The organism is Streptomyces sp. NPDC048696 (genome assembly GCF_043198895.1).
Classification (GTDB): Bacteria; Actinomycetota; Actinomycetes; order Streptomycetales; family Streptomycetaceae; genus Streptomyces.
In genome coordinates this window covers 409,548-426,959 of record NZ_JBICVJ010000006.1, presented here as the reverse complement: position 1 = coordinate 426,959, position 17,412 = coordinate 409,548, and the positions used below count along the sequence as shown (strand labels likewise).

Genomic DNA, 17,412 nt, shown 5'->3' with positions numbered 1-17,412 from the left:
GGGCACCTCCTCACTCGCCCTAGCGGGCCTTGATCGCGGTGATCCGCCAGTGCCCGCCGTCGAGTTCGGCGGTCACCGAGAGCTGCGCGGCCACCGTGGTGGCCTTCTGTCCAGGTCGCCTGCTGGTCTGGTCGAGGAAGAGCAGCAGCTCGGCACGGGACGCGGTGAGCGCGCCCACCCCGGCCCGCGCGACACGCGTGGTGAGCGTCAACCGCTGTTCCGCGACACGCTGTTGGACCTGCGCGATCAGCCCGTCGTACTCCTTCGCCGCCTGCCCGGCCAGCAGCGAGCGGGCATCCTGGCGGGTACGGGCGAGCGTCGCCGGGTCGTACGTGAAGACCCGGCCCACAGCGGTGCTCACCTCGTCCAGGACCTCGCCGGTGGCCGCGCTGTCGGTGAGCGCGCGGTTCGAGGATGCTGCTGTATCTCTCAACTCCCACTCCAGCAGCAGAAATACGGCACTCGCCGCCACCAGAACCGCGATCAGCGACGGCAGCAGGAGACGCCGAAGCCGCGCACGGGTAGCCGCTTCCCCGACGTCGGGAACCGCTTCAACCGTCCCATCGGTCGTCGTCATACGCCCCTCACCCCGCCCCCTGCGCCGTGACCGCGACCGCCGTCAGCGCGTTCAGCTTCCAGCCGTCGCCCGTCCGGGCCAGCCCCGCCTCGAAGCGCTTGCGGTCGGTGGTCGGCGCGCCGGTGCGCGGCCGGGCCTCGATCCGTACGGTCGCGATGAGCCGGGCGGTGCCCGCGCGGTCGTCGAGCTGGGTGACGGCCGCGTCGGTGACCTCGGCGCTCGTGGTGGCGCCCTGTTCCTTCAGCACGTCGGCGCTCTTGGCCCGGGTGTCCCGCAGCTCGTCGTGGAGCGCGCCGGTGGTCACCGCGAGCCAGCCGTCGAGGCCCTTGTCGACATCGCGGCCGTCGATCGAGCCCAGCCGGGCGACATACGTCCGTCCGGCGGCGAGCACCGCGTCGCGGCTCCTGGCGTACGCCAGGTCGCCGTCGCCGCGCGCCCTCGCGTACGTCCACGCGGAGGCGCCGCACAGGGCCATGGCGAGCACCAGCCCGACCAGCGTGATCACCCGTCCTCGTCTCATACGCTCACTCCCCGAGACCCAGCAGCCCGGCGAGGTCCACCGGGCTCCGCGACGACTCCGAGGCCACACCGGGCAGCGGCGCCGGACCGACGCCCGTCGACGAACCGGGCACGGCGGGCACCGGTATCGGCCCTCTTGGCGCATGGCCCGAACCGCGTACGTTCTGTCCGCTGCCCGGCGGCGCGGTGCAGCGCGCCGCCGTGTTCACCGTCGAACTGCCGGTCGTGTCAAGGCCGTTGCGGTAGGCCGTGCCCTCGTATCCGGCCGTACAGGGCAGCGGTTTGAAGAAGGTGGTGACCATGCCGAAGGCGGCGCCGCCCGGGCCGACCGCGGTGGAGCCCGCCGCCGCCACCCGGGGCAGCCGCACCATCAGCTCCTCCAGGCCGTGCTGCCGGGTGACCAGGAGTTCGGAGGTGGTGGTGAGATTGGCGAGGAGCACGCTCAGGCCGGGGTCGGTGTCCCGCAGCAACGCCGTGAACTCGTCGGCGGCTTGCGGGGTTTCGTCGATGACCCGGCGCAGGTCGGAGTCGGAGTCCTTGAGCTGCCGGGCGATCCGGCGCGCCCCCGTGGCGAAGGACGTGAGCGCCTCGGTGCTGTCGGCCTGGGTCCGGAGCACGGTCTCGCCGTCGACGAGCAACCGGGTGGTGGCGGGCAGCGCCTGGTCGGCGGCGTTGATGAACTGGGTGCCCGTGTCCAGGAGCACCTGGAGGTTGGAGCCCTGGTTGGCGAATGCCCGGCCGAGTTCGTCCACGGCCGTGCGCAGTTCGTCGGTGGGCACGGAGGCCGCCAAGTCGTTGATCCCGGTGAGGAGCCGGGTGATCGGCGCGGGGGTGCTGGTCCGGGTCCGGGGCACGATCGAGCCGTCGGCGAGGAACGGGCCCTTGTCGGTGCGGGGCGCGAGGTCGATGTACTGCTCGCCGACCGCTGAAAGACCTGCCACCTTCGCCTCCAGGTCGGCGGGGATCGGCGCGGTGCCCTTCTTGATGGCGAGGCGCGCCTCGACCCCGTCGTCGGTGAGCCCGATGCTCCGGACCCGGCCGACGTCCACACCCCTATAGGTGACGCCGGAGCCGGTGAAAAGACCGCCGGTCTCGGCGAGTTCGACACGTACGGTGTACGAGCCGGGCGCGCCCACGAACCGGCCCAGGTCCGCGTACGCCATGCCGATGTAGCCGAGCACCAGCGCGCCGAGCAGCAGGAAGGCGAGGTTCTTGAGGTGGGTGCCGAGGGTGATCACCGGGCGCCGCCTTCCCGTGGCACGGACGGCAGCGGCAGCGGTGGTGCGCCGCCCGCCGAGGCGCCCTCGCCCGCCGACTGCGACGGGGTGCCCGCCGGGCGGACCATCGTTCCCGGTGCGGCCGCGACCTTGAGATAGACGTTGAGGTAGTCGCCCTTGACCCCCGTCAGCACCTCGTCCGTGAACGGGTACGTCATCAGCACCTGGAGCGAGGCGGGCAGGTTCCGGCCCGCGTCGGCCAGGCCCTTGAGGGTGGGGGCGAGTGCGCGCAGGTCGGCGACGATGTCGTCCTTGGTGCGGTCGACCGTGTCGACGGCCACCGACGACAGCGCGTCCAGGGACTTCAGCATGGTGACGAGCGAACCGCGCTGCTCCTGGAGCACCTTGAGCCCCGGACCGAGCCCGTCCAGGACCGCGCCGACCCGGCTGTCCCGGGCGGCCACCGTGGACGACAGCTTGTTCAGACCGTCCAGCGCGTCCGTGATGTCGCTCCTGTGGGCGTCGAGGTTCCTGGTGAACGTGCCGATCTCGGTGAGCACCGAGCGCGCCGCCGACTCCCGGCCGCCGAGGGCCCGGTTCAGCTCCCGGGTGATCGTGTTGATCTGCTGGACGCCACCGCCGTTGAGCAGCATGGACAGCGCGCCGAAGACCTCCTCGACGTCGGCGTTGCGGTTGGTGCGGCTGACGGGGATCACCGCGCCGTAGCGCAGCGGCCGGGGGTTCGGACCGGGGACCTGGGAACCGGCGGGTTCCTTCGGCGCCACCAGCTGGATGTACTTCTCCCCCAGCAGGCTGGACTGCGCCACATTCGCGTACGCGTCGGCCGGCAGCCGCACCTTGCCGTTGACCTTCATCGTCACCCGGGCCAGCCAGTCGTCCCGGCTCACCTCGATCTTCTCGACCCGTCCCACGGGCACGTCGTTGACCTTGACCGCCGACTGCGGGAACAGGCTGGTGACGTCCTTGAAGACGGCCGTGACCCGGTACGGATGGCTGCCGAGGGCCGCGCCGCCGGGCAGCGGAAGGTCCTCGATGCCGTGGAACGACGGCACCCCGCAGCCGCCGGGCAGCAGCGCCAGACCGGTGACGACCAGCGCGGCGCACAGCGCCATCCCGGCCCGCGCGACCCCGCGTCTCATCGCCCGCCTCCGGGCTGCCGCTGGAACGTCTCGGCGGCGGGGAGCGGCAGCAGCGCGATCTCGTTGAGGTCGGCGCGGCCGTCGATGGTGCGGGTCGCCGGGTCGTACGCGTTCTCCAGGTTGGCGGCGGCCAGCGGCAGGGTGTCCAACGCCTCCCCCAGAGAGGCCCGTTGGTCGACCAGCGACCGGGTGAGCACGGCGAGCCGGTCGACGTCCTTCCGGAACGCTCCCCGGTTGTCCCGGATGAACGTCTTCACCTGCCCGAGGGCCGTCCCGAGCTGCCGCAGCGCGGCGGCGAGGTCGCCCTTCTCCCCGGCGAGGAAGGTGGTCACATCGGCGAGCCGCTGCTCGGTGGTGCGTACCGTCCCGTCGCTGTCCTTCAACACGGTTACGAACGACTGGAGTTGGCGCACCGTACGGACGAGGTCGGCGCTCGATCCGCCGAGGACCTTGGAGGCGCCGCCGAGCTGCTGGATCGTACGGCCGATGTCGTCGCCGTTGCCCCGCAGGTTCTTCGCGCCGGTGTCGATGAGGTCCGAGAGCGCGCCCTTCTTGTTGGCGCCCTCGGGACCGAGCGCGGTGACGAGGTCGCCGACGCTCTTGGCCAGCTCGTCCACCTCCATCGGGGTCGCGGTCCGCTCCTCGGGGATTTCGTCGCCGTCCCGCAGCGTCGGACCACTGCCGCTGTAGGCGGGGCTGAGCTGCACGAACCGGCCGGAGACCACGCTCGGCGCGATGACCACGGCCCGCACCAGCCGCGGCACCCGCACGCCGTCGCGCACCTTGAGCGTGACCCGCACCCGCCGCCCCTCCGGGTGGATGCGGGTCACGCTGCCGACCCGTACGCCCAGCACCCGTAGATCCGACCCTTCGTGCACACCCACCGTGCGGTCGAAGTACGCGGTGATCCGCATCGAGCCGCTGTCGCCCAGCACCCGTACGGCGACGACCGAGGCGGCGGCCGTGACGACGAGCGCGAGGGCGATACCGAGGGCGAGGAACCTGCGCGCCCGGAGCCTGTCCGGCAGGGTTCGCATCACCGTCCGCCTCCCTTACCGGACTTGGGTGGCATGCAGCCGTTCGGCGGCGTGCCGCCCGGGGGCACATACGTCTTCGGGACGAGTCCGCAGAGATAGCTGTCCAGCCAGTGGCCGTTGCCGAGGGTGTTGCCGACCAGGCGGTAGTAGGGGCCCGCCTGCGCCAGGATCCGGTCGAGGCCCGCCTTGTTCCGGGTCAGGATCTCGGTGACGTGGTCGAGGGCGGCCAGCACGGGGCCGATCCGGGCGCGGTTGTCGGCCACGACCCCGCTCAGCCGGTCGCTCAGGTCACGGGCGCCGGTGAGCAGGCCGTGGATCGCGGCGCGCCGGCGGCCGACCTCGTCGAGCAGCAGACCGCCGTTCTCCAGCAGACCGCGCAGCCGGTCCTTCTTGGCGTCCAGCGTCCGCGTGACCTGGTCGGTGCCCTTGAGCAGCCGGGTGATCTGCTCGTCGCGGCTCGCGATGGCCAGCGACAGATCGGCGAGCCCGGTGACGGCCTTGTGCACGCCCGGCCCGGTGGTGCCGAAGGTGGCCGAGATGGCCGCGAAGCTCTTCGCGATGGCCTCGGTGTCGAGCTCGCCCACGGTCTCGCCGAGCCCGTCGAGCGCGTCCAGTACGTCGTACGGGGAGGTCGTGCGGGTGATCGGGATCCGCCGGGCGGGGTCCTGGGCGGCGGTGCCGCGCGGGTCGACGGCGAGGTACTTCGAGCCGAGCAGGGTCTTGATGGCGATGCCGACCGTACTGGCGTCGCCGATCCAGGCGTCCTTCACGGTGAACGTCACCGCCACCTTCGGCCCGTCGAGGCGGACCTTGTCGACCTCGCCGACCTTCACCCCGGCCACCCGGACGTCGTCGCCGGGGTGGAGTCCGGCGGACTCCTTGAAGTCGGCGGTGTAGCGGGTGCCGCCGCCGATCAGGGGCAGGGACTTGACGTTGTGGACGAGCAGCCCGAGCAGGGTCATGGTGAGCAGCCCGACGACGGCGATGGCCACGGGATGCCGCTCGTGCAGTGGTCTGCGCGGCTTTCGCGGCGTGCGCCGCCCTCGTGACGCGGTCATCGTCGGCACCTCTGGTCCTTGACGGCGAGGCCCGTGGGGGCCGGGCTGCCGTCGTCCGTGGTGACCCCGGTGACCTTGGCCTCGCAGAGATAGAGGTTGAGCCAGGAGCCGTACGAGGCGAGGCGGGTGAGGGCCCGCATCTTGTCCGGGGTGCGCCGCAGGAACTGGTCGAGGAGTGTGCCGTTGTCGGCGAGGTTCGCCGAGACGCGGCCCAGCTGGTCGATGCCGCTCTTGAGCGGCGCCCGGCCGTCGTCGAGCAGCCCGGCCGTGCTGGTGGTCAGCGACGACAGGGCGCTGATCGCCTGCCCGATGGGCCTGCGGTCCGCCGAGAGCCCGGCCACCAGCTCGTCGAGGGTGTCGACGAGCGCGGTGACGTGCGCCTCGCGTGTGTTGACCGTACGCAGCACGGTGTTGAGGTTGTCGACGACCGACCCGATCACCGCGTCCTTGGCGGCGAGTGTGCTGGTGACCGAGCCGATGGTGGCGACCAGGCTCTCCACCGTGGGGCCCTCGCCCTGGAGCACCTGGACGACCGAGCCGGCCAGTTTGTTGGTGTCGGCCGGGGAGAGCCCCTGGAACAGCGGCTGGAAGCCGTTGAACAGCTGGGTGAGGTCGAGGGCGGGCGAGGTGCGGCGCAGCGGGATCGTCGCGCCGGGCCGCAGTGGGGGCTGCCCGGCCGGGTCCGTGCCGCGCTCAAGGGCGAGATAGCGCTGTCCGACCATGTTGAGATATCTGACGGACGCGGTGCTGGTGGCGGGCAGCGCTCTGCCCTTGGTCACGGAGAACTTCACCTGGGCGTACCGCCGTTGGACGATCTCGACCGACTCGACCTGACCGACCCGGACGCCCGCGATCCGTACCGAGTCGCCCTTGACGAGTCCGGTGGCGTCGGTGAACCACGCCTTGTACGCGTCCTTGTCGCCCAGGCCCGTGTTGCTGACGCTGAGCGCGAGCACCGTGGTGGCGACCACGGTGACCAGGACGAAGACGGCCGACTTGATGATCGGCCCGGTCAGGGAGGCGCGGTTCACCGCAGTCTCACCTCCGTCCCCCGCAGCAGCGGGCCGGCGAGCACGCTCGACCAGTCGGGCAGGGCGTCCGGCGCCGCCTTGCCCCCCGCCGCCAGCACCTCGTTCACCAGGGCGTTCTCCTGCGGCGAGTTGGCCACGCCGAGTCCGCCGCCGACCGTCGTGACCGGGAACGCGGTCGCGGGGGCCCGGCCGGACGCGGGGGCGCCGCCATACGGCACCGGGTAGCAGGCCGGGCCGCCGGTGGCGGTGTAGCGGGGGGTGTCGTGGCCGGGCAGATAGGCGCCCCGGTCCTGGACCACCGTGACGTCGACGTGCAGCCCGGGCTCGTCGGTGCCCTTGCCGAGCACGCGGTCCATCGCGGGCACGAAGTCGGCGAGCGTTTGCAGGGTGCAGGGGAAGGCCGGGGCGTAGCGGCCGAAGATCTGGAGCGGGGGGCGGCTCGCCGCGCTCACCCGGATGAGATTGGACCGGTTCTGCCGGATCCAGGGGGTCAGGTTCTGCGCCGACGTCGTCACGGACGCGTACGCGGCGGAGAGTCTCCGCTGTTCGGCGGCGAGCGTCGCGCTGGTGGTGGTCGCGTCGTACAGTGCGTCGACGATGTCCGGCGCCGCGTCCGCGTACCCGCCGCTCACCTTCACGAACGCTTCGACGTCCCGGTTGAGGGTGGGCAGGTCGGGGTTGAACTTCCGTAAATACACGTCCAGTCGGGCCATCGTCGCGCCGATCAGGTCGCCGCGTCCGCGCAGCGCGTCCGACACGGCGGTGAGCGTCGCCGACAGTTTCTGCGGCTGTACGGCGGTGAGCAGCGGCAGCAGGTTGTCCAGGGCGTTCTCCAGCTCGACGGCGTTGTGGCCGCGGTCGCGCGGGATGACACTGCCCGCCGCCAGGGGTTGCGGCGAGGGCCGTGCGGGCGGGACGAGCGCGACGTACCGCTGGCCGAAGAGGGTGGTGGGCAGCAGCTGGGCGGTGACGTCCGAGGGCACGCGGCGCAGCCGGTCCGGCTTGATGGCGAGGGTGAGCCGGGCGGTCTCGCCGTCCGTGTCGATCCTCTCGACCCGCCCGACGACCACCCCGCGCAGCTTCACCTCGGCGTCCGGGCGCATCTCGCTGCCGACCGAGCCGGTCTCCACGACCACCCGGGCGGTGTCCTCGAAGTCATGGCGGTAGACGGCGAGCGAGAGCCACACCAGGGCGAGCGGAAGCAGCAGGCAGAGCAGCCCGGCCAGTCTGCGGCGGCGGGCGAGCACCCGGTCCGCCGGGCGCGCCCTCACCGTGCGCCGCCGGGCCGTCCGCTCCCGCACCGGCGCGCTCATCCCGCCACCTTCACCGTGGTCGTGGCGCCCCACAGGGCCAGGCTGAGGAAGAAGTCGGTGACGCTGATCAGCACGATCGCGGTCCGCACCGAGCGGCCCACGGCTACCCCGACGCCCGCCGGGCCGCCGCTGGCGCGGAAGCCGTAGTAGCAGTGCGCCATGATCACCAGAACGCTGAAGACCAGCACCTTGAGGAAGGACAGCAGGACGTCGGTCGGGGAGAGGAAGAGCGCGAAGTAGTGGTCGTAGGTGCCGGTGGACTGGTTGTTGAAGAAGACCGTCACCATTCGGGACGCCAGATACGACCCCAGCAGCCCGATCCCGTACAGCGGGACGATCGCCACGGCCCCGGCGACGATCCGGGTGGAGACGAGGTACGGCATCGGGCGCACGCCCATGCTCTCCAGCGCGTCCACCTCTTCGTTGACACGCATCGCGCCGAGCTGCGCGGTGAAGCCCGCGCCGACCGTGGTGGACAGCGACAGGGCGGCGACCAGCGGGGCGATCTCGCGGGTGTTGAAGTACGCGGAGACGAAGCCGGTGAAGGCGTCGGTGCCGATCTGGCTGAGCGCCGCGTACCCCTGAAGGCCGACGACGGTGCCGGTGAAGACGGTGATGCCGATCATCACGCCGACCGTGCCGCCGATCACGCTCAACCCGCCGGTGCCGAAGGAGACCTCGGCGAGCAGGCGCTGGACCTCCTTGGGGTAGCGGCGGATCGCGCGCGGGATCGAGAGGAGGGCGCGCAGATAGAAGAGGAGTTCGTCGCCGGGGCGGTCGAGCCAGGCGAACAGGCGGCTCGGCTCACCGCCGGGACGGCCGCCTCGGTCCAGGAGCGCCATGTCACAGCCCCTTCGACGGAACCAGCTGGAGATAGAAGGCCGTCAACACCATGTTGACGAAGAACAGGATCAGGAAGGTGAACACCACCGACTGGTTCACCGCGTCGCCGACGCCCTTCGGGCCGCCCTTGGGGTTCAGGCCCCGGTAGGCGGCGACGACACCGGCGATGAACCCGAAGACCACCGCCTTGAACTCACCGATCAGCAGATCGGAGAGCTGGGCGAGCGAGGAGAAGCTGGCCAGATACGCGCCGGGGGTGCCGTGCTGCATGATCACGTTGAAGAAGTAGCCGCCGAGCGTGCCGACGACCGAGACGAGGCCGTTCAGGAGCAGCCCGACCGACATCACCGCCAGCACCCTCGGCACGACGAGCCGCTGGACCGGGGAGACGCCCATGACCTCCATGGCGTCCAGCTCCTCGCGGATCGTCCGCGAGCCGAGGTCCGCGCAGATCGCCGAGCCCGCGACGCCCGAGATCAGCAGGGACACGATGAGCGGACTGGCCTGCTGGACCAGGACCAGCACGCTGGCGCCGCCGGTGAACGACTGGGCGCCGAACTGCTCGATCAGCGAGCCCACTTGGAGCGCGATGACCGCGCCGAACGGGATCGTGACCAGCATCGCGGGCAGGATGGTCACACTGGCGATGAACCAGAACTGCTCGATGAACTCGCGTACCTGGAACGGCCGCCGGAACGTCAGCCGCACCACGGTCCAGCCGAGCGCGAAGAGCCTGCCCGTCTCGCGCAACGGGTCGAGGATCCGCAGCGGCGGCCGGGGCGCGGGCGCGCCGGTCCCGCCGACCGGCTCGGCCGGGGCGCTCACGCCGATGCCCCGCCGTCGTACGCGGGCAGCGGCCGGGTCCGTACGAGCGTGTCGGCGTCCGGTGCCCCGCGCAGATCCGCCTCTACGGCCGCGCGGGCCGCGGGCGACAGGGTGTCGAGCAGCGCGCGCACCCGCTCGCGGCGGCGCCGGACCGCGCGGCGGACCGGAAGGCCGGGGGTGGGCTGGAGTTGCGGGGCGACCGGGCGCCGGGTCGGCGGGCCCGCGACCAGGCCGTGCGAGGCCTCGCGGGCGATGGTCGCCCGGTCCTTCTCCTCGGACATCCCGATCGGCCCGGCCCGGTGTCCGCCCAGGAACTGCTCGACCACCGGCTCCTCGCTGGTCAGCAGCACCTCACGGGGCCCGAAGGCGACGAGGTCGCGGCAGAACAGCATCCCCATGTTGTCCGGGACGGTGGTGGCGATGTCGAGGTTGTGGGTGACGATCAGCATGGTCGCGTCGAGCTCGGTGTTGATGTCGATGAGCAGCTGCGAGAGATAGGACGTGCGGACCGGGTCGAGGCCGGAGTCCGGTTCGTCGCAGAGGATGATCTGCGGGTCGAGCACCAGGGCCCGGGCGAGCCCGGCCCGCTTGCGCATCCCGCCGGAGATCTCGCCGGGCAGCTTCCGCTCCGCGCCCGCGAGCCCGACGGTGTCCATCCGCTCCATCACGATCCGGCGGATCTCCGACTCCTTCTTGCGGGTGTGCTCGCGCAGTGGGAAGGCGATGTTGTCGAAGAGCGTCATCGAGCCGAACAGGGCCCCGTCCTGGAAGAGCAGGCCGAAGAGCTTGCGGGCCTCGTAGACGTCCCGTTCGCGGCTGTTGGCCATGTCGACCCCGTCGACCAGCACCCGCCCGGCGTCCGGGCGCAGCAGTCCGACGATCGCCTTGAGGAAGACCGTCTTGCCGGTGCCGGAGGGCCCGAGCATCACGCTGATCTCCCCGGCGGGCAGGGTGAGGGTGACGTCCTGCCAGATGGTCTGCCGTCCGAAGGTCTTGGTCAGCCCCTCGACGACCACGTCGATTCCCATGGCCAGTCGGCTCCTCAGCGCTTGGGCAGTTCGGGGACGGGCGGGGCGCTGCCGGCCCCCGCCAGCCGCCCCTGCCGGATCCGGACGGGGTTGCCCGGACCGGAGAGGGTGGCGGTGAACAGCGGTGACAGGTCCTCGCCCCGGCTGACGCAGCCGGCGAAGGGCGGGATGGCGATCTTCCCGTCGAGGACCCCGCCGGTGAGGAAGTCGTACGCCCCGGCGAGGACCGTGTCGATCGGCCGCGAGGTCCGGCAGCGCGGGCCGACGTCCATCGGGACGCCGTTTACGCGCAGGTCGTACAGGCGCAGGTACTGGCGGTAGGCGATGGCGGTGGTGAAGGCCGTGCCGCGCCGGATGTTGACGACGGTGACCGGCTCCGGTTCGAAGTGGACCTTCGCGGTGGTGGGCTGGAAGCCGAAGGCGAGGAAGGTGGCCTCGGCGTCGGGGAAGCCCAGGATGCCGACGGAGTCCGACTCGTCGTAGTCGGGGGCGCTCACCGTGCGCTTGCCGAGGTCTAGGTGGAGCAGCCCGGGGGTGCCGTGCGGATCGTTGATGACCAGCGCGCTGCCGAGCTTGGCGACGGTGGCGTAGCCGACGGCCACCACGCAGAGCGAGGCGTCGAGCCGGCTCTCGGTGGCGCCGGGCGGTGGCTGCGGCAGCCGCGTCCGGTCGAGCTCGCCGGGCGGGAGGTCGGCGGGGCAGACGGGTGCCTGGCCGAGCCCGCCGGGGCCGACCTGGATGGGGGGTGCGGGGGGCTTGGGCGCGGACGGGAGCTGTGCGGGGGTGGCGGTGGGTGCGTCCGGGGGGCCGCTGTTCGCGGATTCGGCCACCGGCCAGGCGGCGAGCCGGGGGCCGGGCGCGGCCTCGGGCGAGCAGCGCAGCTCCACCGGGCCGGGCGCCGGGGACGGTCCGGCGGAGGGGGTGGAAGCACCGGACGGGGTGGGAGCATCAGGCGTCCCGGACGCGGGTGCAGACGTCGCCCCCGCCGAGGGAAGCAGCGTGAGCGCCAACTCCCCTGCCGTCAGCGATACTTCACCCGCCCCCGCGACCGTCACCGTCGGCACCTCACCTGCGAAGACCGGCCGCGGGGCACCCGCGTCCGGGACCACGCGGGGTGCGACCAGCCCCGGCCAGTCGGCCTCGGCCATGCGGCCGTTCTGGGCGACCTCGACGGCGAGGCGGGCCGTGCCGGAGAGCTCCGTGGTGCCCGCGGGCAGCAGCGCCGCGACCGCCTCGGAGGTGAGCTCGGGACGTACCGCGAACCCCTCGGCCCACAACGGCTGTCCGGGGCGGCCGCCCTGCGGGTAGGCGGCGGTGAAGTCCACAATGACCCGACTGCGTACGGCCCCTGACATACAGTCATACATGGCCTGAACGCCCGTCTCGCGGTCCCGCGCGAGCGTCCCGGACGCCGGAACGAGGCCGAGGAGAAGCGCGAGCGTGCCCAGGGCGGCGGCCAGGGCCGCGCGGTGCCGGTCGAATGCACCACTCATGGCACTTCTCCCCTGCTTCTCCCCTGGTTCACCCCGGAATAGCGGTTGCGCCGCCGCGAACGAGCCGTGACGCCGTGACGTTACGTACGGGTAACCCTCGGTCGCAATACCGGTTCCGCGCGAATCTTCGATCTCCTCGCGCCGGGCACCGTATTTGTCACCGGCGCCACAATTCCGGTCGCTCGCTTTATCAACGGCGACACACATCCCGGGCACGGAAAATGGGCGGGGCCCCGCGACCCGGGGGGACGGATCGCGGGGCCCCGCCTGGGGGCCGCTTCCTGGGGCAGGGGCCGCGGCCTCTGGAACGGACGTCGCAGGCTCGCCGAGAGGGGTGGCGAGGGCGCCGGCCCGTAGCAGCGCCGACGCTATGCGGGGGTAATACCGCCGTGCAATAGCGGACGGTCGAATCCGGCCGTCACGCCATGCGTACGGGCGTTATGCCACGGGCACGGACAACGCTCCGGAATTTCGTACACGAGTCAACGGCCCCGCCTTTGTGTCCGGCCGGAACGCGCACTCGATGCCGCCCGCACATTTCCCCGTCCGCACGGGTGCCTTCGGGCCCGGGCTGGTCTATGTTGCAGATGTTGTGAGTTGACTGTGTGTCGACGGCGGCCCGTGACCGGGGCCGGCGGTGCGTCACCCACTCGCGCCGACCGTCGAGCCGAACGTCGCGGCCAGCGAAAGGGACCCGCATGCCGAACGCCCTCCACAGCTCGGCCTCCGGCGAGCAACTGGGACCGATCCCCCGGGAGCTCGCCACCATCATGCGGCCCGAACTCCCGTCGCTGCTCGACGAGATCAAGGCGGAGGTGCTGCGCGCGTATCCGGAGTACGCGGACGTCTTCGCGGGCCCGCACGGCCGGTTCGTGCACTCGGCGATCGAGCAGAGTCTGACCATCTTCGTCGACCAGGTGGTGCGGCCGTCGGCGCCGTCGCCGCTGCGGGACGAGATGATCCGCACCTTCGGCCGGTACGCCGCCGTCGAGGGCCGCAGCCTGGACACCCTGCGCGGCACCTTCCGGGTGGGCGCCCGCGTCGCGCTGCGCCACACCAAGAAGCTGGGCAAGCGCTACAAACTCTCCCCCGTCTTCATGCTGTCGTTCGCCGACACCCTCTTCGCGTACATGGACCAGTTGGAGGCGCTGGCCAGCGAGGGCTATCTGGCGGCCAGGTCGTCGGCCGGGGACGGCCCGGACGAGTTACGAAGAAAGATCCTGCGGCTGATCGTGTCCGGGAACGCGACGCCGCGGGCGACCCTCGTCGAGCTCGCCGACCGGGCGGGCTGGCGGCTTCCCGAGGAGCTGTGCCTGGTCGCCCTGAGCGCGGGGGCCCGCCCGGCCCGCACCGCCCTGCACGGCGACATGCTGATGGATTCCGGCGACCCCCAGCCGTACCTCCTGGTGCCGGGCGCCATGGACAGCGGCCGCCATCAGGCGCTGGCGCAGGCGCTCGCGGGGGCGCGGGCCGCGGTGGGTCCCACGGTGGCGCTCGCGGGCGCGGGCGACTCGCTGCGCTGGGCGCGCCAGACGCTCGGGCTCGCCCGGGCCGGGATCATCGAGGACGCACCGGTCATCCACTGCGCCGACCATCTGGTCACGCTGCTCCTGATGTCCGACCCGGCGCTCGTCGAGCAGCTCGCGGCCCGGGAACTGGCGCCGCTCCAGGGCCAGACGGCGACCCGCCGCGCCCGGCTCACCGAGACGTTGCGCACCTGGCTCGCCACCCGGGGGACCGCCGCCCAGATCGGCGAGGCCCTGCACATCCACCCGCAGACCGTCCGCTACCGCATGCGCAACCTGGACGCGGCGTTCGGCCCCCGGCTGACCGATCCCGACCACCGGTTCGCCACCGAGATCGTGCTGCGCGCGATGCATCTGCGCGAGTCCGCCGCCCCCGCGTCCCGGCCGGCCCCCGCTCCCCGGGCCACCCGCTCCCCCGCCCGGTCGCGCTGAGCGCATCGCGCACCACGAGCCGCCGGTCGTGCGTTGCGTGGCTGCGGCCCGGCGATTGTGGGAGGTTCCGACCAGGCGGAACATCTGCCGCCGCCCGGCCCCTCGCCCGTACAGTGCCCTGGGCCCGTCGCGAGGCCCTCGAACGGGCGTTACCGGTGGGGCGGGAGAGATCGGATGAGGCAGTCGCGTGCCGGGCGTTGGAGCCGGTTCGCCGTTCATGTCCTGCGCGGCCAGGCCCAGGTCGACTTCGTACCGAGCGCGGTGACCGGTGCCGTCTTCTCGGTGGGACTGTTCGTGGCGGGCTGGCCGTACGGCCTCTACGGGCTGCTCGGCACCGCCGTCGGCACCGCCACCGCCCAGCTCCTCGGGGTGGAGCGGGGCCGGGTCGCCGCCGGGCTCGAAGGGTTCAACGCCACGCTGGTCGCGGTCGGCTTCGCGGTCAGCCTCGGCGCCGGACATCTGTCCACCGCGCTGCTCGCGGCGGGCGGCTGCGCCGTGGTCACGGTGGTCGCCGGGGGCACCGCCACGGTGCTGCGCACCTGGGGGCTGCCCACGCTGACCCTCCCCTTCTGCCTGACGGCGAGCGCCATGACGATCGCGGCGCCGGGCTTTCGCAAGGTCTGGCACCACGGCGACGGCCCGGCCGCGCTCGCCCGGGCCGCCGAGGGACCGGTCGCGCTGGGGCTGCGCGATGTGGTGCACGGCTTCTTCGCGAATGTCGCGCAGATCTTCCTGATGCCCCAGTGGTACGTGGGGCTGATCTTCCTCGCCGGGATCTTCGCCGCCGACCGGCTCGCGGGCGCGATGGCGTGCGCGGGCAGCGCCGTCGGGATCCTCACCGCGTGGGCGCTGGGCGCCCCGGCCGAGCGGATCGCGGACGGCACGATGGGCTACAACGCCGTACTGGTGGCGATCGCGCTGTGCGGGGTGCTGCTCGCGGCCGACCGGTGGAGCCTGGGCTTCGCGGTGGTGGGCGCGGCGGCCGCGACCGTGCTCGGCCCGGCGCTGAGCGCGCTGTTGGCCCCGGCCGGGGGCCAGGCGTTCACCTGGCCGTTCGTCCTGACCACGTTGGTCTTCGTGGCCTCGGTCCCGGCGCTGCCGAGGCTGCGGCGCACGGGCGCGCCACTGCCCGGCGAGGCCGCCCCGGTTCGGCCGGGCGCAGGCGCGTAACCCCGTAGCACCGGCCCCGTACCGGTTCATCCGCACGGCCTACAGGGCATGCGCCCCACCTGCGGCGGTGTGAGGGTGCAAGGGTGAGCACTGCCAGCGAGACCGCACCACCGGCACCCGCCGCCGCGCCGCCCGTGCTGGACGTCCGCCAGCGGAACATCGTCTTCGGCACGATCATGCTCGGGATGCTGCTGGCCGCGCTCGACCAGACCATCGTCGGCACCGCTCTGCCGACCATCGTCTCCGACCTCGGCGGCGCGGCCCATATGTCCTGGGTGGTCACCTCGTATCTGCTCGCGGAAACGGTCGCGACCGCGCTCGTCGGCAAGTTCGGCGACCTCTTCGGCCGCAAGGTGGTCTTCCAGGTCTCGGCGGTCGTCTTCATCACCGGCTCGTTCCTGTGCGGGCTCGCGACCAACATGTCCCTGCTCATCGCCTGGCGGGCGCTGCAGGGCATCGGCGCGGGCGGACTCATGGTCACCGCGATGGCGCTGATCGCCGATGTGATCCCGCTGCGCGACCGGGGCAAGTACCAGGGCGCGATCGGCGCCGTGTTCGGCGTCGCGACGGTCATCGGGCCGCTGCTCGGCGGGCTGTTCACGGACCATCTGAGCTGGCGCTGGGCGTTCTACGTCAACGTCCCCATCGCCGTCCTCGTGGTGATCGCCGCCGCCCGCACCATCCCGGCGGTCCGCTCGGTGGCCAAGCCGGTGATCGACTACCTCGGCATCGGCCTGGTCGCGGCCGGTGCGAGCGCCCTGATCCTGGCGACGAGCTGGGGCGGCAACGAGTACGCCTGGTCCTCGCCCACCATCCTCGCGCTCTTCGTGGGCGGGGTGCTGGCCCTCGCCCTGTTCTGCTGGGCCGAGACCCGGGCCGTCGAACCGATGCTGCCGATGCGGCTGTTCCGCAACCCCGTCTTCACCGTCTGCTCGGTCCTCAGCTTCATCGTCGGCTTCGCGATGCTGGGCGCGATGACCTTCCTGCCGACCTATCTCCAGTACGTGGACGGCGACTCGGCCACCGTCTCGGGCGTGCGCACCCTGCCGATGGTGATCGGCCTGCTCATCGCCTCGATCTTCAGCGGCAACGTGGTCAGCAAGACCGGCCAGTACCGGATCTTCCCGATCGTCGGCGCCCTGGTGATGGGCGTCGGGCTGTATCTGCTCTCCCTGATGGGGCCGGACAGCGGCGCCTGGCTGGAGTCGCTGTACATGCTGGTGCTCGGCCTCGGCATCGGGCTGTGCATGCAGGTCCTGACGATCGCCGTACAGAACACCGTCGACTACGCGGACCTGGGCACCGCCACCTCCGGCGTCACCTTCTTCCGTACGCTCGGCAGCTCGTTCGGCACCGCGGTCTTCGGCACGATCTACGCCAACACCCTCAAGCCCCGGCTCGCCGACGGGGTGGCCGCCGCCGCGAAGGCGAGCGGCCTGGCCCCGGCGCAGCTCGGGCAGGCGGCGCAGTCGCCCGGCGGGCTGCACAAGCTGCCCGCGGCCGCGTCCGGGCCGATCGTGGACGCGTACGCCGACTCGCTGCACACGGTGTTCCTGTGGACGGTGCCGGTGGCGGCCGTCGGGTTCGTGGTGGCGCTCTTCCTCAAGCAGGTGGAGCTGCGCGACACCGCGCGGTCCTCCTCCACCGACATGGGCGAGGGCTTCGCGCAGCCGTCCACCGGCGACTCGCAGAAGCTCCTCGAACTGTCGGTCGGCAAGATCGTCCGCAGCGCGGGCATCGACACGGCCCGCCAGGTGGTGACCCGCTCGGACTCCCGGCTCGACATGGCGGGCGCCTGGGCCGTGATGCAGGTGGAGCTGTTCACCAGGATGGTCGGCCACGCGAGCCTCGGGCTGATCGCGGCCCGCCGCCATGTGCCGCCGGAGGTGCTGGTGCCGGTCTTCCAGCGGATGGTCGACGAGGGCTTCCTGACCCGCGAGGGCACCTACTTCATGCTCACCGAGGGCGGCCGGCGCGAGGTGGGTGCCATCGCCACGTCCTGGTCCGACTGGCTCAACGAGCAGCTGGAGAAGGACCGGGGGCGGCCGCGCAGCGCGGAGTTGCGAGCCGCCGCCGATGCCATCGCCAAGCGGCTGCTCGCCGAGGACCTGGCCAACGGCCTGCCGCCGGCCGACCGCGAGAAGGCGGGCGCGGCGGTGCGCTGACCAGGTCCCTCAACGAAC

15 protein-coding genes are annotated in these 17,412 nt (G+C 72.2%); 3 read left to right on the top strand and 12 right to left on the bottom strand.

The window, feature by feature from the left end; genetic code table 11:
• Window positions 1–19: 19 nt before the first annotated feature.
• From ACGFRG_RS15915 to ACGFRG_RS15860, 12 genes are read right to left on the bottom strand one after another with little or no spacing between them, the layout of a single operon-like run.
• Window positions 20–577: a hypothetical protein gene (locus tag ACGFRG_RS15915; protein WP_393264280.1), complete on the bottom strand. Its 558-nt coding sequence runs from the start codon at window positions 575–577 to the stop codon at window positions 20–22.
• A 7-nt stretch (window positions 578–584) separates the two neighbouring features.
• Entirely contained in the window at window positions 585–1,097 is a 513-nt protein-coding gene (locus tag ACGFRG_RS15910) for a hypothetical protein (protein WP_393264277.1), read from the bottom strand.
• A gap of 4 nt (window positions 1,098–1,101) precedes the next feature.
• Complete coding sequence (locus tag ACGFRG_RS15905; protein ID WP_393264275.1) at window positions 1,102–2,334, bottom strand: MCE family protein; 1,233 nt, start codon at window positions 2,332–2,334, stop codon at window positions 1,102–1,104.
• The gene (locus tag ACGFRG_RS15900; RefSeq protein WP_393264272.1) at window positions 2,331–3,473 is read right to left on the bottom strand and encodes an MCE family protein; all 1,143 of its coding nucleotides are present in this window, start codon (window positions 3,471–3,473) and stop codon (window positions 2,331–2,333) included. The genes ACGFRG_RS15905 and ACGFRG_RS15900 overlap by 4 nt, the downstream gene beginning before the upstream one ends.
• On the bottom strand, window positions 3,470–4,510 hold the full coding sequence (locus tag ACGFRG_RS15895) for an MCE family protein (RefSeq protein ID WP_361420053.1): 1,041 nt from the start codon (window positions 4,508–4,510) through the stop codon (window positions 3,470–3,472). Before ACGFRG_RS15895 ends, ACGFRG_RS15900 begins: the two co-directional genes overlap by 4 nt.
• Window positions 4,510–5,568 carry an MCE family protein gene (locus ACGFRG_RS15890; protein ID WP_393264270.1) on the bottom strand — a complete coding sequence of 353 codons (1,059 nt, stop codon included), beginning with the start codon at window positions 5,566–5,568 and terminating at the stop codon, window positions 4,510–4,512. Before ACGFRG_RS15890 ends, ACGFRG_RS15895 begins: the two co-directional genes overlap by 1 nt.
• Entirely contained in the window at window positions 5,565–6,599 is a 1,035-nt protein-coding gene (locus tag ACGFRG_RS15885) for an MCE family protein (protein ID WP_361419305.1), read from the bottom strand. The genes ACGFRG_RS15890 and ACGFRG_RS15885 overlap by 4 nt, the downstream gene beginning before the upstream one ends.
• Window positions 6,596–7,912: an MCE family protein gene (locus ACGFRG_RS15880; RefSeq protein ID WP_393264267.1), complete on the bottom strand. Its 1,317-nt coding sequence runs from the start codon at window positions 7,910–7,912 to the stop codon at window positions 6,596–6,598. The genes ACGFRG_RS15885 and ACGFRG_RS15880 overlap by 4 nt, the downstream gene beginning before the upstream one ends.
• Window positions 7,909–8,754 carry an MlaE family ABC transporter permease gene (locus ACGFRG_RS15875; protein WP_393264264.1) on the bottom strand — a complete coding sequence of 282 codons (846 nt, stop codon included), beginning with the start codon at window positions 8,752–8,754 and terminating at the stop codon, window positions 7,909–7,911. The genes ACGFRG_RS15880 and ACGFRG_RS15875 overlap by 4 nt, the downstream gene beginning before the upstream one ends.
• 1 nt (window position 8,755) lies before the next feature.
• On the bottom strand, window positions 8,756–9,586 hold the full coding sequence (locus tag ACGFRG_RS15870) for an MlaE family ABC transporter permease (protein WP_393264434.1): 831 nt from the start codon (window positions 9,584–9,586) through the stop codon (window positions 8,756–8,758).
• Window positions 9,577–10,608, bottom strand: coding sequence for an ABC transporter ATP-binding protein (locus ACGFRG_RS15865; RefSeq protein ID WP_393264262.1), 1,032 nt, complete (start codon window positions 10,606–10,608; stop codon window positions 9,577–9,579). The genes ACGFRG_RS15870 and ACGFRG_RS15865 overlap by 10 nt, the downstream gene beginning before the upstream one ends.
• A gap of 14 nt (window positions 10,609–10,622) precedes the next feature.
• The gene (locus ACGFRG_RS15860) at window positions 10,623–12,101 is read right to left on the bottom strand and encodes a DUF6801 domain-containing protein (RefSeq protein ID WP_393264259.1); all 1,479 of its coding nucleotides are present in this window, start codon (window positions 12,099–12,101) and stop codon (window positions 10,623–10,625) included.
• 698 nt (window positions 12,102–12,799) lie between these two features.
• Between ACGFRG_RS15860 and ACGFRG_RS15855 the strand changes: the two genes are divergently transcribed.
• The 3 genes from ACGFRG_RS15855 (at window position 12,800) to ACGFRG_RS15845 (ending at window position 17,394) form a co-directional block, all read left to right on the top strand.
• Window positions 12,800–14,059: a helix-turn-helix domain-containing protein gene (locus tag ACGFRG_RS15855; RefSeq protein ID WP_361419323.1), complete on the top strand. Its 1,260-nt coding sequence runs from the start codon at window positions 12,800–12,802 to the stop codon at window positions 14,057–14,059.
• Between the two features lie 174 nt (window positions 14,060–14,233).
• Window positions 14,234–15,229, top strand: coding sequence for an urea transporter (locus ACGFRG_RS15850; RefSeq protein ID WP_393264256.1), 996 nt, complete (start codon window positions 14,234–14,236; stop codon window positions 15,227–15,229).
• Window positions 15,230–15,312: 83 nt separating this feature from the next.
• Window positions 15,313–17,394, top strand: coding sequence for an MDR family MFS transporter (locus tag ACGFRG_RS15845; RefSeq protein WP_393264254.1), 2,082 nt, complete (start codon window positions 15,313–15,315; stop codon window positions 17,392–17,394).
• Window positions 17,395–17,412: the final 18 nt, after the last annotated feature.

Coding starts and splice junctions, on each gene's coding strand:
- ACGFRG_RS15915 (WP_393264280.1), bottom strand. CDS start 577: ATGACGACGACCGATGGGACGGTTGAAGCGGTTCCCGACGTCGGGGAA.
- ACGFRG_RS15875 (WP_393264264.1), bottom strand. CDS start 8,754: ATGGCGCTCCTGGACCGAGGCGGCCGTCCCGGCGGTGAGCCGAGCCGC.
- ACGFRG_RS15900 (WP_393264272.1), bottom strand. CDS start 3,473: ATGAGACGCGGGGTCGCGCGGGCCGGGATGGCGCTGTGCGCCGCGCTG.
- ACGFRG_RS15865 (WP_393264262.1), bottom strand. CDS start 10,608: ATGGGAATCGACGTGGTCGTCGAGGGGCTGACCAAGACCTTCGGACGG.
- ACGFRG_RS15850 (WP_393264256.1), top strand. CDS start 14,234: ATGAGGCAGTCGCGTGCCGGGCGTTGGAGCCGGTTCGCCGTTCATGTC.
- ACGFRG_RS15860 (WP_393264259.1), bottom strand. CDS start 12,101: ATGAGTGGTGCATTCGACCGGCACCGCGCGGCCCTGGCCGCCGCCCTG.
- ACGFRG_RS15880 (WP_393264267.1), bottom strand. CDS start 7,912: ATGAGCGCGCCGGTGCGGGAGCGGACGGCCCGGCGGCGCACGGTGAGG.
- ACGFRG_RS15910 (WP_393264277.1), bottom strand. CDS start 1,097: ATGAGACGAGGACGGGTGATCACGCTGGTCGGGCTGGTGCTCGCCATG.
- ACGFRG_RS15890 (WP_393264270.1), bottom strand. CDS start 5,568: ATGACCGCGTCACGAGGGCGGCGCACGCCGCGAAAGCCGCGCAGACCA.
- ACGFRG_RS15855 (WP_361419323.1), top strand. CDS start 12,800: ATGCCGAACGCCCTCCACAGCTCGGCCTCCGGCGAGCAACTGGGACCG.
- ACGFRG_RS15895 (WP_361420053.1), bottom strand. CDS start 4,510: ATGCGAACCCTGCCGGACAGGCTCCGGGCGCGCAGGTTCCTCGCCCTC.